Origin of the sequence: Mesorhizobium cantuariense, from assembly GCF_042647205.1 — a bacterium.
Taxonomy (GTDB): Bacteria; Pseudomonadota; Alphaproteobacteria; order Rhizobiales; family Rhizobiaceae; genus Mesorhizobium; species Mesorhizobium cantuariense.
The window spans coordinates 1,911,927-1,928,942 of the sequence record NZ_JBHRVD010000001.1 but is presented as its reverse complement, the minus strand read 5'-3'; the positions used below and the strand labels follow the sequence as shown (position 1 = coordinate 1,928,942).

Annotated in this window: 11 protein-coding genes; 8 read left to right on the top strand and 3 right to left on the bottom strand. The window is 63.5% G+C overall.

Annotated elements, in window-relative coordinates; all coding sequences use genetic code 11:
- The first annotated feature begins 27 nt into the window (after positions 1 to 27).
- From ACFOJ9_RS08825 to ACFOJ9_RS08810, 4 genes are all read left to right on the top strand, one after another.
- A complete protein-coding gene (locus ACFOJ9_RS08825) occupies positions 28 to 1,281 on the top strand; it encodes a sarcosine oxidase subunit beta family protein (RefSeq protein ID WP_378978523.1) in 1,254 nt (417 codons plus the stop codon).
- A 17-nt stretch (positions 1,282 to 1,298) separates the two neighbouring features.
- On the top strand, positions 1,299 to 1,574 hold the full coding sequence (locus ACFOJ9_RS08820) for a sarcosine oxidase subunit delta (protein WP_378978522.1): 276 nt from the start codon (positions 1,299 to 1,301) through the stop codon (positions 1,572 to 1,574).
- A gap of 241 nt (positions 1,575 to 1,815) precedes the next feature.
- Positions 1,816 to 4,797, top strand: a complete 2,982-nt coding sequence (locus tag ACFOJ9_RS08815) for a sarcosine oxidase subunit alpha (RefSeq protein ID WP_378978521.1) — start codon at positions 1,816 to 1,818, stop codon at positions 4,795 to 4,797.
- Positions 4,790 to 5,410, top strand: coding sequence for a sarcosine oxidase subunit gamma (locus ACFOJ9_RS08810; RefSeq protein ID WP_378978520.1), 621 nt, complete (start codon positions 4,790 to 4,792; stop codon positions 5,408 to 5,410). Before ACFOJ9_RS08815 ends, ACFOJ9_RS08810 begins: the two co-directional genes overlap by 8 nt.
- A 107-nt stretch (positions 5,411 to 5,517) precedes the next feature.
- Here the strand turns inward: ACFOJ9_RS08810 and ACFOJ9_RS08805 are convergent, their stop codons facing one another.
- Positions 5,518 to 6,171, bottom strand: coding sequence for a hypothetical protein (locus ACFOJ9_RS08805; protein ID WP_378978519.1), 654 nt, complete (start codon positions 6,169 to 6,171; stop codon positions 5,518 to 5,520).
- Positions 6,172 to 6,454: 283 nt separating this feature from the next.
- On the opposite strand from ACFOJ9_RS08805, the gene ACFOJ9_RS08800 reads away from it, so the two are divergent.
- From ACFOJ9_RS08800 to ACFOJ9_RS08785, 4 genes are all read left to right on the top strand, one after another.
- Positions 6,455 to 8,824, top strand: coding sequence for a DUF1989 domain-containing protein (locus ACFOJ9_RS08800; protein ID WP_378978518.1), 2,370 nt, complete (start codon positions 6,455 to 6,457; stop codon positions 8,822 to 8,824).
- A gap of 255 nt (positions 8,825 to 9,079) precedes the next feature.
- Positions 9,080 to 10,789, top strand: a complete 1,710-nt coding sequence (locus ACFOJ9_RS08795) for an APC family permease (RefSeq protein WP_378978517.1) — start codon at positions 9,080 to 9,082, stop codon at positions 10,787 to 10,789.
- Positions 10,790 to 10,972: 183 nt separating this feature from the next.
- Entirely contained in the window at positions 10,973 to 13,075 is a 2,103-nt protein-coding gene (locus ACFOJ9_RS08790) for an oxidoreductase (RefSeq protein WP_378978516.1), read from the top strand.
- A gap of 70 nt (positions 13,076 to 13,145) precedes the next feature.
- A complete protein-coding gene (locus ACFOJ9_RS08785) occupies positions 13,146 to 14,684 on the top strand; it encodes a trimethylamine methyltransferase family protein (protein ID WP_378978515.1) in 1,539 nt (512 codons plus the stop codon).
- Positions 14,685 to 14,729: 45 nt separating this feature from the next.
- On the opposite strand, the gene ACFOJ9_RS08780 is transcribed toward ACFOJ9_RS08785, so the two are convergent.
- Positions 14,730 to 15,410: a TetR/AcrR family transcriptional regulator gene (locus ACFOJ9_RS08780; protein ID WP_378978514.1), complete on the bottom strand. Its 681-nt coding sequence runs from the start codon at positions 15,408 to 15,410 to the stop codon at positions 14,730 to 14,732.
- Positions 15,411 to 15,452: 42 nt separating this feature from the next.
- Complete coding sequence (locus ACFOJ9_RS08775; protein WP_378978513.1) at positions 15,453 to 17,015, bottom strand: ABC transporter substrate-binding protein; 1,563 nt, start codon at positions 17,013 to 17,015, stop codon at positions 15,453 to 15,455.
- Between the last annotated feature and the right edge of the window lies 1 nt (position 17,016).

The following is a 17,016-nucleotide window of genomic DNA, read 5'->3' as shown; positions in this document are numbered from 1 at the left end:
TGGTGCGAGCGGCCTCGGAATGAACGTATGAAATATTCGATCTTCTCGCTCGCCCGTGCCGCCCTGTCCGGCCACAAGAACTGGCAACGCACCTGGCGCGACGCCACGCCGAAGGACCGCTACGACGTGGTTATCATCGGCGGTGGCGGCCATGGCCTGGCCACCGCATGGTTCCTCGCCAGCGAGTACGGCATCAAAAATGTCGCCGTGCTCGAAAAGGGCTGGATCGGCTCCGGCAATGCCGGCCGCAACACCACCATTATCCGCTCCAATTACGGCCTGCCCGGCAACACCGGCTTCTACGAATTGTCGATGAAGCTGTGGGAGCGGATGGAGCAGGACCTCAACTACAACACGATGGTCAGCCAGCGCGGCGTCATCAATCTCTACCACTCCGACGCGCAGCGTGACGCCTATGCGCGGCGCGGCAACACCATGCGCATCAACGGCATCGACGCCGAACTGCTCGACCTTGCCGCGGTCAGGAAGATGATGCCGTTCCTGAACTTCGACAATGCGCGCTTTCCCGTGCAAGGCGGGCTCTTGCAGCGCCGTGGCGGCACGGCACGTCACGACGCCGTGGTCTGGGGTTATGCCCATGCGGCGAGCGTGCTCGGCGTCGACATCATCCAGAACTGCGAGGTCACTGGGTTCACCCGCGATCCCAACAGCAAGGTGACCGGCGTCGAGACCTCGCGTGGCAAGATCGGCGCCGGCAAGGTTGGCATGGCGGTCGCCGGCTCCTCCTCGCGCGTCGCGGCAATGGCCGGTCTGCGCCTGCCGATCGAAAGCCATGTGCTGCAGGCCTTCGTTTCCGAGGCGATCAAGCCGCTTATCCCTGGTGTCATGACCTTCGGCGCCGGCCATTTCTATGTCAGCCAGTCGGACAAGGGCGGGCTGGTCTTCGGCGGCGATATAGACGGCTACAACTCCTACGCCCAGCGCGGCAACATGCCTGTGATGGAGGACGTCTGCGAGGGCGGCATGGCGCTGATGCCGATGATCGGCCGCGTGCGTCTTTTGCGCCAGTGGGGCGGCATCATGGACATGTCGATGGACGGCTCGCCGATCATCGACAAGAGCCCGGTCGACGGGCTCTATATCAACGCCGGTTGGTGCTATGGCGGCTTCAAGGCTACGCCGGGCTCCGGCTTTGTCTTTGCCCATCTGCTGGCGCGCGATGTATCGCACGAAGAAGCCGCGCGGTTCCGCCTCGACCGGTTCCGAACTGGCGCCATGATCGACGAAAAGGGCCAGGGCGCCCAACCGAACCTGCATTGAAGGCGGTCTAGAGCAGCATGCGCATTGTCTGTCCCTTCTGCGGTGAACGCGAACTCGGTGAGTTCACCTATCTCGGCGACGCCAAGCCTGTGCGGCCGGTGGCCGGCGCCTCGGAAGACGAGGTCTTCGACTATGTCTATCTGCGCGACAATGTCGCCGGCGCGACCAGCGAATACTGGTACCATGGCGGCGGCTGCCGGGCCTGGCTGAAGGTCACCCGCAACACGCTGACGCACGAGATTTCCGCCGTTGAGCCGGCGGCGGGTGCGGGTGCGAGGCAGGTTGCGAAATGAAATATTTTCGCCAGGTCAGCGCCGCCCCTCACCTGCCTGCCGGCATCCTCTCCCCGTATAGGGACGGGGAGAGGGACGCTGGCCGCGACCTCGCCACCCTTTCTGCAACGTTGATGATTCGCGAAATCGTGGGCGACAGCGTCCTTCTCCCCGTCACTATACGGGGAGAAGTGCCCGGCAGGGCGATGAGGGGCAGCGCAACCGCCCCGCATTTTGTCAAGTTCACGGAAGGCCGGCAATCGTGAGTTCCAGCCAATCCCATCGTCTCACATCCGGCGGTCTCATCGACCGCTCGGCGTCGCTGACCTTCCGTTTCGACGGCAAGCTGTTCTCCGGCTTCCAGGGCGACACGCTCGCCTCGGCGCTGATCGCCAATGGCGTCAAGCTGGTCGGCCGCTCGTTCAAATACCATCGCCCGCGCGGCATCCTGACATCAGGTTCGGAAGAGCCAAACGCTCTGGTCGAGTTGCGCACAGGCGCACGGCGCGAGCCGAACACCAAGGCGACGACGACCGAACTCTATGACGGGCTCGCGGCCGCCAGCCAGAACCGCTGGCCGTCGCTGCGGCACGACGTGATGTCGGTCAACCAGCTGTTCGCGCCGATCTTCGTCGCCGGCTTCTACTACAAGACCTTCATGTGGCCGGCGAAATTCTGGGAAGCGATCTACGAGCCGGCGATTCGCCGTGCCGCCGGCCTTGGCCGTGCCGCAGGCATCGCCGATCCCGACCACTACGACAAGGCATGGGCGCATTGCGATGTGCTGATCGCCGGTTCAGGCCCGGCCGGTCTGGCAGCGGCATTGGCAGCCGGCCGCGCAGGCGCCCGCGTCATCCTGTGCGAAGAGGATTTTGTCCCCGGCGGCCGCCTGCTGTCGGATGGTGGCACGATTGATGGCGTTCCAGCCGCCGAATGGCTGTCGCTGACGCTGGCCGAACTGGCTGATATGCCCGACGTCCGCATCATGGCCCGCACGACATTGTTCGGCGTCTATGATGGCGGCACCTATGGCGCGATCGAGCGGGTCAATGACCACCTGCCCTCGCCGCCCGAGCACCAGGTGCGCCAGCGCCTGTGGCGGATCGTGGCGAAGCGCTGCGTCGTTGCGGCCGGCGCCATCGAACGGCCGATCGTCTTTGCCGGCAACGACACGCCCGGCGTGATGATGGCGTCCGCCATGCGGACCTATGTCGCGCGCTACGCGGCAACGCCGGCGAAACGCATCGCGCTGTTCACCAACAATGAGGATGGCTGGCGCACGGTCGAGACCGCACTCGATGCCGGCCTGCAGATCGCGGCGGTCATCGATGCGCGGTCCGAAGTATCGCCGGCGCATCGTTCGCTGGCGTCCAAGGGCGGCTTCCCGGTGCTGCACGGTTCCGTCACAGGCGTCGATGGCGGCAAGGACGGTGTCAGGAAAATCGCGGTGTCGCTCACCGGCGGCGCACGCGCCGAGGTTGAAGCCGACGGGCTTGCCGTTTCCGGTGGCTGGAATCCGGCGGTCGGATTGACCTCCTTCCACCGCGGCCGACCGACATGGCGCGACGACATCGCCGCCTTCGTGCCGAATGGCGCCCCTCCCGGCATGGTCGCCGCCGGTGCCGCCAACGGCGCCTTTGGGCTCGGCGCCTGCCTGGCCGAAGGCTTTGCCGCCGGTGCAACCGCGGCGCGTGACGCAGGGCGGAACGGCACGGCGGGCACGGCGCCTGCCGCCGACGACGAAGCCTTTTCGCTGACCCCGCTCTGGCATGTCGCCGGTAAGGGCAAGGCCTTTGTCGATTACCAGCACGACGTCACCGCTTCCGACATCGAACTGGCGCAGCGCGAGGGTTTTGAGTCGGTCGAGCACCTGAAGCGCTACACGACGCTCGGCATGGCCACCGACCAGGGCAAGACCTCGAATGTCGCCGGCCTCGCCATCATGGCGGCAGTGAGCGGCCGCTCCATTCCAGAAACCGGCACGACAATCTACCGGCCGCCCTATGTGCCTGTCGCCATCGGCGCCTTCGCCGGCCATCATCGCGACGAGACTTTCCACGCGACGCGGCTGACGCCGTCGCATCACTGGGCGGCGGAACAAGGTGCCGTGTTCGTCGACACCGGCCTGTGGAAGCGCGCGCAATGGTATCCGCGCGCCGGCGAGAAGGACTGGCTGGAATCGGTGACCCGCGAGGTCAAGGCAGTGCGCTCGGGCGTCGGCTTCTGCGATGTCTCGACGCTCGGCAAGATCGACGTGCACGGCCCGGATGCAGGCGCCTTCCTCGACCGCGTCTACATCAACACCTTCTCCAATCTAGCGGTGGGAAAAGCACGTTACGGGCTGATGCTGCGCGAGGACGGCATCGTCTATGACGACGGCACGACATCGCGGCTGGCCGAGGACCATTATTTCCTGACCACCACCACCGCCAAGGCCGGGCTGGTGATGCAGCACCTCGAATTCTGCCGGCAGGTGCTGTTTCCGGAACTCGATGTGCAACTCACGTCGGTCTCTGACCAGTGGGCGCAATTCTCGATCGCCGGGCCGAAGACCCGTGACCTGCTCAGGGAAATCGTCGACCCGTCGGAAGACCTGTCGAATGAAGGCTTTCCGTTCATGGGCGCACGAGAGGTCGGTTTGCGCGGCGGCCTCAAGGCGCGGCTGTTCCGCATCTCGTTTTCCGGCGAAATGGCCTTCGAGATCTCGGTGCCGGCCCGCTACGGCGATGCCATGGCGCGCAATCTAATGCTGGCCGGCGCGCCCTTCGGCGTAACGCCCTACGGCACCGAGGCGCTTGGCGTCATGCGCGTCGAAAAGGGCCACATCGCCGGACCGGAACTGAGCGGCACGACGACGGCCGCCGATCTTGGCTTGGGCAAAATGATGTCGACCAAGAAGGACTATATCGGCCGCGTCATGGCCGGCCGCGAAGCGCTGGTCGCGCCGGACCGGCAAGTCGTTGTCGGCATCAAGCCGGTCGATAAGGGTCGCCGTCTGCGCTCCGGCGCGCACATCATCCCGAAAGGCCAGACACCCGGACCCGGCAACGATCAGGGCTATGTCACCTCGGTCTGCTTTTCGCCGATGCTCGATCAGTGGATCGGGCTTGGGCTTGTCGAGCGCGGCCGCGAGCGCTTCGGCGAAATCGTCCATGCGCACGACCCGCTGCGCGGCGAGGACTATGATGTCGAGCTGTGCAATCCCGTCTTCTACGATCCCGATGGAGGGCGCCAGCGTGGCTGAATTTTCCTGGGAAGCCCGCGGTCCGCTGGAGCATGCGCTTGTCGCCGGGCCTTATGGCGCGGCTGGCGAAGCCGGCATCGCGCTGACCGAGATCCGTAATTTCGACCTCGTGCAGGTGATGGCGCGGCGCGGCAAGGCCAGCGGGATGGCTGAGGCCGCGTGGGCACGCTTCGGCGTCACCGCCCCGGAAACGCCAAGGGCTGTCACTACTGTCGATGCGACGCTGATCTGGTGCGGACCGGACCAGTTTTTTGCGATATCGAAAGGCGGCAAGCATTCGATCGAGGCGCTTGGCTCCGGCTTTGCCGGTTCGGCCTCACTCTCCGACCAATCGCATGCGCGGGCGCTTATCAGCGTCTCCGGCGGCAAGGCGCGCGCGATGCTGGCCAAGCTGTCGTCGATCGATCTGCACCTCGATGTCTTCGCGGTCGGGGCGGCGGCGGCGACCTCGATGGATCATACCAGCGTCACGCTGTGGCGCGGCGCGGATCGCGACGGACAGGCGGTGTTCAATTTGCTGGTGTTCGCGACCTTTGCCGAGAGCCTGTGGCGCACCGTGCTGGATTCCGCCGCGGAGTATGGCGCCGCTATCGGGCATTCCGAAGAATTGTAGCTGAATAATTTCGGGGCTCGGCGTGACAGGCACTTTGCCGTAAACGGCCCAGCGCGACTTCCCCATGGTCAAGTTACGTTCAGACATTGGGTAATATCCTCTTAAAACTACCAGGGACGACTAACGCAGTGGTTCGGGCGGTACGAAGTCGCGACTGCGTCGATGGCTTTACTGTACTCGGAAAAGCTTGGAATGAGCCCTAATTTGATGGCTTGGGCGACACATCTGTCGCCCGAAGCCGAGGAATTTGCCTGAGAAAGGCAATTCTCCAACTCAGTCATTGAAACCGGAGGGGGAGCCTTGATTGCGCTATAACTGATCTGGCCGGAGCGAATGGTTACAACCATTACATCGCCCTTCCTCCATCTAGCGGGGTCAAAGATGTAGTGAAGATTGCGCTTGTCAGGATGTTTTGACGCTGTCGCACCGTAGATCGTCATGACAAGCACATTGGCAAATGACTTATCTCCCGGATCGACGTTCATATCCGAATCCGAGGCAGGTATCTCGAGCCTTCCCCCAAGTTCAAAGGCAAGCTCTGAAAGCGCTTCGCCATCGCCTTCTCGCGCCATTGGCCAAAGCAGCGCCCACTGCTTTTCACATTGGTTATTGAAGTAGGCGTCTGCGGCAACCCTCAGACGCTCCTCACGGGTCAAAGTCGACGCGGCACTTGATTTACCTATGAGATCGCATCCGCAGACAAGGGAAAAGACCAGAAGACCGCCACATACTTTCACTATGAACCGGGTCGATACGCTCATGAAAAGCCTCATCCGTCATCTCCATCAACGGACCGAGCATAACTTCGGCACCCGCCGGTTGTATCAGCACCTTGTCGTTGAGTGTATTGTCGTGTGTGACCGCGAAAGCCTCCGATGAGGGGCAGCGCCGACGTTCGGGGATCAGGTTGCTCGGCAAGAACTTACCTTAACGATAGCACCAATGACGGCACCGCAGCCTTGCTAAATCCATCTCCGCTGCTATTCTCTCAGCGAAAATAATTTTACACACAGGCAAACTTATTTCTCGAACCGCAAGGCTGAGATGAGCCAGTCGCCCTACCCCGCAATCGCCGCCGGCCCTCCGCGCCCCAGCCGCATCCTGAGGCCCGGTCAGATCGCGCTGCCGCCCGGCATGGAGCGTTATACCATCCAGGGCAATGGCGCGGTGCTCATCGAGGTCGAGGCCGGCGATACACTCACGGTGCGCAATGTCGAAGGCGGCCAGGCCTGCGAACTCTTGGCCTGGGACAAGACCGGCGCCACCGACCCCGGCATTTTCGGCGAGATATCGAACAGCAATGCCGCCGGCTTCAAGGCATTGCTGGCGGACGGCGATGACAGTCTCGCATCCCTGCGCCTCGGGCTCGCGCGGCGGCAGGTGCGGTTGGACCAGGCGAAAGCCGTGCGCGTGTTCGGCGGCACCACGCCGGCCGGCACAGAGCAAGCTTTCACCGTTGCCCGCGACGGCGCGATGGTCATTGCCGCGCCGGGTGGGCCGATGCTGGTCGACGGCCACGACACGGCGACGCCGCTCACGGTCATCGTGCGGCGCGCCACGATCCGGCCGGCGGCGAGATCGCAGCTTGCCGATCCGCTGGCCGATCCGGTGCTCGACCTGCGGGTGCATTCGGCGACGGCGGAAGCCTATTTCGTCAAGGCGGGCGACTATCTGCAGATCATCGATGTCGACGGCCGCCAGTGCACCGACTTCCAGTGTTTTTCGGCGCGCAAGCTCGACAAAGGCTTTGACCACCCGCTCGACGTGACGACGACCCGCACGCTGATGGGGGCGAGCTACCCGATGCCCGGCCTGCATTCGAAATACTACGACCAGGACATGGAGCCGCTGGTCGAGGTGGTGCAGGACACATGCGGCCGGCACGATGCCTTCGCGCTCGCCTGCGCGGCGAAATACTATGACGACATCGGCTATCCCGGCCACACCAACTGCTCGGAAAACTTCAACCGCGCGCTTTCCGACAAAGGCGTCAATCCTCGTGCCGGCTGGATGGCGATCAACTTCTTCTTCAACACCGCGATCGACGCGCATGGCGTGATGGTGTCCGACGAGCCGTGGTCGCGGCCGGGCGACTATGTGCTGCTGCGGGCGCTGACCGATATCGTCTGCGTTTCCTCCGCCTGCCCCGACGACACGACCCCGGCCAATGGCTGGAATCTCACCGACATCCATGTGCGGACCTATTCCGGCCAGCACAAATTCTCGCGAGCGATCGCCAGACGCATGACGCCCGATTCGGAACCGAAAATGACCCGCGAGACATCTTTTCATTCGAGCTTTGCCAAGCACACCCGCGACTTCGTCGAATACAGGGGCTATTGGCTGGCCAATTCCTTCGCCAAGGACGGTCCGATCGCCGAATACTGGGCCTGCCGACAGGATGCCGTGATCATGGACCTGTCGCCGCTGCGCAAGTTTGAGATCACCGGCCCGGATTCGGAAGCGCTGCTGCAATACACGCTGACCCGCGACGTCAAGAAACTCGGCGTCGGCCAGGTCGTCTATTCCGCCATGTGCTACGAGCATGGCGGCATGATCGACGACGGCACGCTGCTGCGGCTCGGCAAGGATAATTTCCGCTGGGTCGGCGGCGACGATCTGTCCGGCGAATGGCTGCGCGAGACGGCCAAGAAGCTCGGCCTCAACGTGCTGGTGCGCTCGTCGACCGACCAGATGCACAATGTCGCCGTGCAAGGGCCGAAGAGCCGCGACATCCTCAGGGAGGTGATCTGGACGTCGCCGCTGCAGCCGTCGATCGACGAGCTCGAATGGTTCCGTTTCGCCGTCGCCCGCATCGGCGGCGGCAACGGCATTCCCGTCGTCGTCTCGCGCACCGGCTACACCGGCGAACTCGGCTACGAGATCTGGTGCCATCCGCGCGACGCCGAAAAAGTGTTCGACGCCATCTGGGAGTCCGGTCAGCCGCACGGGCTGAAGCCAATGGGGCTGCAGGCACTCGACATGGTGCGCATCGAGGCCGGGCTGATCTTCGCCGGTTACGAATTTTCCGACCAGACCGATCCGTTCGAGGCGGGTATCGGCTTCACCGTGCCGCTGAAGAGCAAGACCGACGATTTCATCGGCCGTGAGGCACTGATCCGTCGCAAGGAGCACCCGCAGACAAAACTGGTCGGCCTCGACATCGATGCCAATGTTGCTGTCGGCCATGGTGATTGCGTGCATGTCGGCCGCGCCCAGATCGGCGTGGTCACTTCGAGCACGCGCTCGCCAGTGCTGAACAAGAACATCGCGCTGGCGAGGCTCGACGTCACCCATGCCGCTGTCGGTACCGAGGTCGAGATCGGCAAGCTCGACGGCCATGCCAAGCGACTGCCGGCGCGCGTCGTTGCCTTTGCGCATTACGATCCGCAGAAGACCAAACCGCGCTCCTGACGGCCACTTTCGCGACGAACAGGCCGGTCGGTCGGCGATGCCGCCGGGCGCGTGAGTCGGTGCGTTCGCAAGCGTGATGTGCACGGCTTCACAAAACGCTTGACCTGAAAGCGCGCCGGATCAATCTTCACTGTTAAGAAAAAAATGCGACTGATAGGAAACACCTGCAGCCGCTCAGTGCATGCGTCGATGATGAAGCCTCGCGAAGTCGGGGCCGTCACGAACGGGGAACATCAAAATGGGGAACAAACACACATGAGCACGATGACGACTGTCCTGGAGCCGCTTGCCGAAGGCAAGTTGCACCGAAATATCGACTGGCGCGGCGCCTTCTGGGTGGCGAGCGGCGTGCCGGCGCTTGTCCTGTTTTCGATCGGCGGTATTGCCGGCACGACGGGCACGCTGGCCTTCGGGATCTGGATCGCCTCCATGATCATGGGCTTCCTGCAATCCTTCACCTATGCCGAGATCGCCGGCCTGTTCCCGAACAAGTCGGGCGGCGCTTCGATCTACGGCGCCACCGCCTGGCTGCGCTACTCCAAGTTCATCGCGCCGCTGTCGGTCTGGTGCAACTGGTTCGCCTGGTCGCCGGTGCTGTCGCTCGGCTGCTCGATCGCTGCCGCCTATATCCTCAACGCATTGGCGCCGGTGCCGCTGTTCACCGATGCCTCGCCCGAAGTCGTCGCCTATATTGCGGCGCATGCCGGCACCAGCGCCGCCGACGCCATCACGGCGGTGACCGCCGCGGCAACGCCGGTGATCCGCAACTGGACGCTTTACAGCCACACGCTGGGACCGGTCTCGTTCACCCTCAACGCGACCTTCTTCATCGGCGCGGTGCTGATGCTGATCATCTTCGCCATCCAGCATCGCGGCATTCTGGGCACGGCCAATGTGCAGAAATATATCGGCCTGCTGGTCATCATCCCGATGCTGATCGTCGGCGTCGTGCCGATCATCACCGGCCAGATCAACTGGGCGAATTTCTCGCCGCTGGTGCCGCTCGCCGCCGCCTATGCGCCTGAACCCGGCGCCTGGAACATCGCCGGCTGGACGCTGGTGCTCGGCGGCATGTTCATCGCCGCCTGGTCGACCTACGGCTTCGAGACTGCCGTCTGCTACACCTCCGAGTTCAAGAATCCCGGTACCGACACGTTCAAGGCCATCTTTTATTCCGGCCTTCTGTGCATGCTGCTGTTCATCCTGGTGCCCTTCACCTTCCAGGGCGTACTCGGCCTGAACGGCATGCTGGCGACACCGATCGTCGACGGCTCCGGCGTCGCTGATGCCTTGGCCGGCATGGTCGGCGGCGGCGCGCTGATCCACAGCCTGCTGGTGATGCTGATGATCTTGGCCTTGGTTCTGTGCATCATGACCGCGATGGCCGGCTCCTCGCGCACGCTCTACCAGGGCTCGGTCGACGGCTGGCTGCCGCGCTATCTCAGCCATGTCAACGAACATGGCGCGCCGACGCGGGCCATGTGGACCGATCTCGTCTTCAACCTGATCGTGCTGGCCATCGCTTCAGCCGATGCGACGAGCTTCTTCTTCATCCTCGCCGTGTCGAACTGCGGCTACATCATCTTCAACTTCCTCAACCTCAACGCCGGCTGGATCCACCGCATGGACAACGGCCACATCGCGCGGCCGTGGAAGGCACCAAGCTGGTTGCTCGGCGTCGGCGCGATCTTCGCCTATGTCAACGCGATCTTCATGGGCGCCGGGGCCAAGGTGTGGAACCCGATGGCGCTGTGGGCCGGACTGATCACGGCGGCCCTGATCATCCCGGTGTTCTGCTTCCGCCACTACATCCAGGATAAGGGCAAGTTCCCCGACCACATGCTGGCCGATCTCGGCATGAACTCTTCCGATCTGGCGGTCAAGAAGGCGGGCATCCTGCCCTACCTGACGCTGGTCGCCGGCGTGGTGGTGATGCTGCTCGCCAACTGGTTCTTCGTTATCTGACGGCAAACTGAAGGGGTCGAGCGCGTATCGTCGCGCTCGACCCGAGCCTCCCGGCTGAAGCCCACTCCGATACTATCGGGGTGGGCTTTTTCGTTGCGGCCGGTGATAGGTCCATTGCGTTCCGTCAGTCGTGCGAATATGCTTGTTGTACGATCGTTCAACAAGCATATTCGCGAAGCTCCGATGACCTGCAATCCTCGCTACGAAATCCTGTTCGAGCCGATGCGGATCGGACCTGTCACCGCGCCGAACCGCTTCTATCAAGTGCCGCACGCCAGCGGCATGACCAACGCCCTGCCGCGGGTGCGCGCCGCCTTTCGCGAAGCCAAGGCCGAGGGCGGATGGGGCGTGATCTGTACCGGCGCCTGTTCGATCGACCCCAGTTCGGACGACGCGCCGCTGCCCTTCGCCACAATGTGGGACGACAACGACATCCGCGCCCATGCGCTGATGACGGAGGCTGTGCACCGCCATGGCGCGCTTGCCGGCGTGGAATTGTGGCACGGCGGCGCCTCGGTGATGAACCGGACAAGCCGCCTGCCGCCATTGTCGCCGTCGGGAATTCCGTGGATGGCCACCCATGTCGGCTTCATGGGCAATCTGCGGCCGAAGACGATGGACAAGGCCGATATACGCGACGTCTTGAAATGCCAGGCCGAGGCGGCGCGCAAGGCGCGCACGGCCGGCTTCGACATCGTCTATGTCTATGCCGGTATGGGCTATCTCGGCTACGAATTCCTGCTGCCGGAATACAATCATCGCGTCGATGAGTACGGCGGATCGATCGAGAACCGGGTGCGCTTCGTGCGCGAGATGATCGAGGTCACCAAGGATGCCGTCGGCAAGGATTGCGGTGTCGCGTTACGCGTCAGCCTTGAGGAACTGCGCGGCAGGCCCGGCCGCAACCAGCCTTCGGAAGCGCATGAGCTGATCGAACTGCTGGCTGACCTGCCCGACCTGTTCGACGTCAAGATGGATTCCAGTCCGACCGATTGTTCGGCGTCGCGCTTTACCGGCGAAGGCAGCCATGAGCCGGTGATTGATTTCGTCAAGTCGCTGACCACGAAGCCGGTGGTCGGCGTCGGGCGCTTCACCTCGCCCGACACGATGGTGTCGCAGATCCGGCGCGGTGTGCTCGATTTCATCGGCGGCGCGCGTCCCTCGATCGCCGACCCCTTCCTGCCCAACAAGATCCGCGAGGGCCGCGAGGCCGAGATCCGTGAATGCATCGGCTGCAACATCTGCATTTCGAGCTGGCATGACGGCGTGCCGGTACGCTGTACCCAGAACCCGACCGCCGGCGAGGAATGGCGGCGCGGCTGGCACCCCGAACGCGTCGAGCGTACTGATGCGCCTGAGCGAATCCTGATTGTCGGCGGCGGACCGGCTGGGCTCGAATGCGCGTTGACGCTAGGCCGTCGCGGCCATGAGGTGATGCTGGCCGACAGCAATCGCACCTTCGGCGGGCGGCTGACCTTCGAGAAGACGCTGCCCGGCCTCTCCGCCTGGAACCGCGTCGTCGACTACCGGTTCGGGCGTCTCAGCGAGATGAGCAACGTCTCGCTCTATCCCGAGAGTGTTTTGGGCGCGGACGAGATCATCGACCTGGCGCCGGACCGCGTGGTGCTGGCGACCGGCGCACGCTGGACGGATATGCTCTATTCCTCGCTGGAGATTCCGGTCGGCCGGCTTGATCATCCTGATGTGTTCACCCCGGACGACATCGCCGGCGGCCGGCTTCCCAAGGGGCCGATGCTGGTCTTCGATTTCGACAACTACTATATGGGCGGCGTTCTGACCGAGCATCTGGCCGCGCAGGGCATTCCGGTCAGCTACGTGACGCCGGCGGGCCAGGCTTCCGCCTGGACGATCATGACCAACGAGCTACCGCTGGTGCATCGCGCGCTGGCGCGGCGCAAGGTGCCAGTGACGACACTGCATCTCCTAAAATCCTTCGATGGCGAGACGGCGACGCTGGCGCATCTGTTCACCGGCGAGGAAACCCGAATGGCCTGCCGCTCGGTGCTGATCGTCGGGCTGAGATTGCCGCGCGGCGAGCTGTTCGAGGCGCTGACGCAACGGGCGGACGCGCTTGCTGATGCCGGCATCCGCAGCGTCGATCGCATCGGCGACACGCTGGCCCCGGGCGCCATAGCGCACGCGGTGCACAGCGGCCATAAGCTGGCTCAGGAGATCGGCGCAAAAATCCGCTGGCGGCCATACCGCCGCGACACGCCGATCGTCGATGCGGTGGCGGATTTCGATATGCGCACAGCTGCTGAATAGAGCAATTCCAGGAAAAGTGTGAAACGGTTTTCCGTCCGGAATTGCGTCAAACAAGGAGTTCTAGAGAGCCATGGAGCGCATCACGGCACGTCGCAGACCCGGCCGCCCGCAGCGCGAGATCGGCGGCATCGAACAGCGGCCGTGGAAGCAGCTGACGCGGCCTTATGCGCCGATCGAGATCCTGTCGGCCGACCAGGTACAGACGATCCACGAAATGGGCCTGACCATTCTCGAAGAGATCGGCATGCGCGTGCTGCAGCCGCAGGCGCGGCAATTCTACCGCTCGGCCGGCTGCGATGTCGACGACGGCGAGATGCGGGTACGCTTCGACCGTGCCATGGTCATGGAACGTGTCGCCATGGCGCCATCATCCTTCGAACTGCGCGCCCGCAATCCGGCGAAGAACGTCAAGGTCGGCGGACGACACTGCATCCTGTCATCGGTCGGCGGGCCGGCCTATGTCATGGACAATGATCGCGGCCGCCGGCCCGGCACCTATGCCGAGATGTGCGACTATCTCAAGCTGATCCAGTCATTCAACGTGCTGCACCAGGAAGGCGGCGGGCCGTTCGAGCCGCTCGACCTGCACCAGAACACGCGTCATCTCGACCTCTACTATGCCGAGATCACGCTGCTCGACAAGAACTGGCAACCGCAGGCGCTCGGCCGCGGACGCGCCATCGACGCGCTGGAGATGGTGGCAATTTCGCTCGGCACGACGCGCGAAAACCTGGCGCAAGAGATGCCCGTCTTCACCGGCATCATCAACACCAATTCGCCGCTGCAGCTCGACGAGCCGATGGCTGAGGGCCTGATCGCGCTGGCCGAGCATGGCCAGGTCAATGTCATCACGCCGTTCACGCTGGCCGGCGCGATGAGCCCGGTGACGCTGGCCGGTGCGCTGTCGCAACAGCATGCCGAGGCGCTGGCCGGCATCGTGCTGACCCAGATCGTGCGCCCCGGCGTGCCGGTGATGTATGGCGGCTTCACCTCGAATGTCGACATGAAGACCGGTGCGCCGGCCTTCGGCACGCCGGAATACACGCAAGCCGCGCAGATCACCGGCCAGCTCTGCCGGCTGATCGGCGTGCCGTTCCGCTCCAGCAACGTCACCGCCGCCAATTCGGTCGATGCGCAGGCGGCCTATGAAAGCGCCATGTCGCTGTGGGGCTGCCTGATGGGCGGCGCCAACCTGGTTCTGCATGCGGCCGGCTGGCTCGGCGGCGGGCTGACGGCATCGTTTGAGAAACTCGTCATCGATGCCGAGATGCTGCAGATGATGTGCGCCTATTTCGACCCGCCGGTGGTCGATATCGACACGCTGGCGCTGGAAGCCGTGCGCGAGGTCGGGCCGGCCGGGCATTTCTTCGGCGCCGCGCACACGATGCAGCGCTACGAACGCGCGTTCTATTCGCCGCTGGTCTCCAACTGGGACAATTACGACACCTGGATGGAGCGCGGCCAGATCACCGCGCGCGAGCGGGCTAATGTGGTCTGGAAGCGGATGGTCGCCGAATATGAGCAGCCGCCGATCGATCCCGGCATCGATGAGGCGCTGCGGGATTATATGGAGCGCCGCAAGCGCGAAGGTGGTTCGCCGCTGAATTGAGGTTTTGGGGCGCAAAGTTGATTTTAGGGCGCCGATTTGAAATCGTTATGCGTCCCGCAAAGGCCCGACCTGCCCCTCAAGCATCTCAAACCCCGCAGCCTCCGCCGCCTGTGGCGTCACGACGCTTTCATCAAGACACCATTCGAGCCACAGCCCGTCGACCAGGGCGATGAAATTGCGCGCCAATGTCGGGGCATCGACATCCCGGCCGCGCGGCACAGCGACCGCGGCGATGTCCTCGGCGAGTTCCGCCCGATAGGCGTCATAGAGTTCGCGATGCGCCGCCTTGAGGCGCGGGTTGACGGCGATTTCCCCCCACAGCGACAGCCAGATCAAGAGATTGTCACGGCTGAAATAGTCGGGCGAAAAATTGGAGTGCACCAGCGCGGCAAGTGCTGCCTGCGGCGACCAGTCGGATGTCTCGGCGCGGCGGCGTTTGGCTTCAGCGATCTGGTTGTTGACGCTGGCATAGAGCGAGGATTTGTAGACCTCGACCAGCAAGCCATCGAGGCTTTCGAAGTGATGGTTGATCAGGCCGCGCGAGACGCCGGCCTCCTTGCAGATGCGATCGATGGTGAAGGCGCCGATGCCGCCGACCGACAGGCATCGCGTCGCCGCCTCGACCAGCATGGAACGGCGGACATCCGCCTGCTCGCGGCTGAAGCGCGGCGGCGATTTCTTGGCGCCGCGCTTGCGTCTTTCGGGTGCTGGTCCTGCTTCCGTCATGGCTCCAGCTAATCGATCGCGGCTTTTCTGTCTACGAAGCGATTAGGCCTTCCTCTTGAACAGAACGGGATTGGGGTGCCCGTCAGGGTAGATGACCGGCTCGAAACTGGTCTTGTGGATGACGACCAGCGGCTGGTGGCAGATGAAGACGAATCCGCCGGACTGCTCCATCAGGTCCTCCATGCGGTTGGACAATGCGATGCGCTTGGGCTCATCGCTTTCCGCCACCAGCTGCTGGTAGCTGGTCTCGAATTCGGGGCTGTCGAAGCCGGACCAGTTGTAGGCGCCGATCTGGTCGGGGCGGAACCAAACCAGGTTTTCGGAAGGATCGATGCCACCGGCGAAATCCATCAGCGCCAGATCGATGTTCTTGTAGCCCTCGCCTTGCGTCTTGTCGCCGACGCCCCAAAATGCAGCCTCGTCATAAGGCTGGATCTCGACCTTGATGCCAGCCTGTTCGAGACTGGCCTGGATGATCTGCGCGGTCGCGGTGCGGATGGAATCGTTCATCACCGTCAAGGTCAGCGACAGGTCGCTGACGCCGGCCTCGGTCAGCAGCGCGGCGGACTTTTCATAGTCAGGTGCGGCGATCAGATTGCTGGCGCGCGCGAATTTGGTGCCGGGCTGGACGACGCCGGTGGAGCGCTTGGTCAGGTCGTCATAGACGCCGGTCAGGATCTGCCCGACATCGACGCCATGTTGCACGGCCTGGCGGACTTTCAGGTCCTTGAGGCGCGGGCTCAGCATGTTGATGGTCAGCCAGACATAACGGGTCGACTGGGCCTCGATCAGGTTCGTGTCGGCGGGTGGGCTCGCCTTGACCGCCTTGGTCGCCGAAATGGCGATCTTGGTGTAGTCGAAAGCGTCGGCCTCATAGGCCAGCTGTGCTGCCTGATCGTCGGCGACGACATAGATCTCGACCTTGCCGAAATCCGGCTTCGGCCCCGGCCAGTCAGGGTTGGCGGTCAGTGTCACCTTCTGCTTCTGCTGCCAGTCGGAGAAGATATAGGGACCGCATGTCGCCGGCGGCTCGGTGGTGAACTTGCCGCCCGCCTTCTCGGTGCCGGCGCGGCTGATGATGTGTCCGCCATAGTAAGGCAGGCTGGTGACGAAGATCGGCTGGTAGGGCTCCTTCAGGTGGATGATGCCGTTGCGGGCATCGACAACCTCAACGCGATCGAGTTTTTCGAACTGATAGGCCCAGGGCGACGACAGGCTCTTGTCGGCGATGCGCTCGAACGAGAACTTCACGTCATCGGCGGTGACCGCGCCAAAGCCATTTGACCATTTCAGCCCGTCGATCAAGGTGAAGGCGATGGTCTTCGGATCTTTCTGTTCGAGCTTTTCGGCGCCCCACAGGGACCAGGGCGAGCCTTTCCTGATATCGTCGAAATGGTTCAGCGAGACATAGATGCCGCGCATCATGACATCCTCGATGCCGCCATTCATGAAGGCGGGATCGAGGCACTGAAGATCGCCCTCCATGCGGATGCGCAACGTGTCGCCGGCGGCCGACCAGGCGAAGCCCGGCTTCATTGCGAGGCCAGCGCCGAGTGCACCGGCCGCTTTCAGGAATGCACGTCTGTCCATGTTCCATTGCGTCATG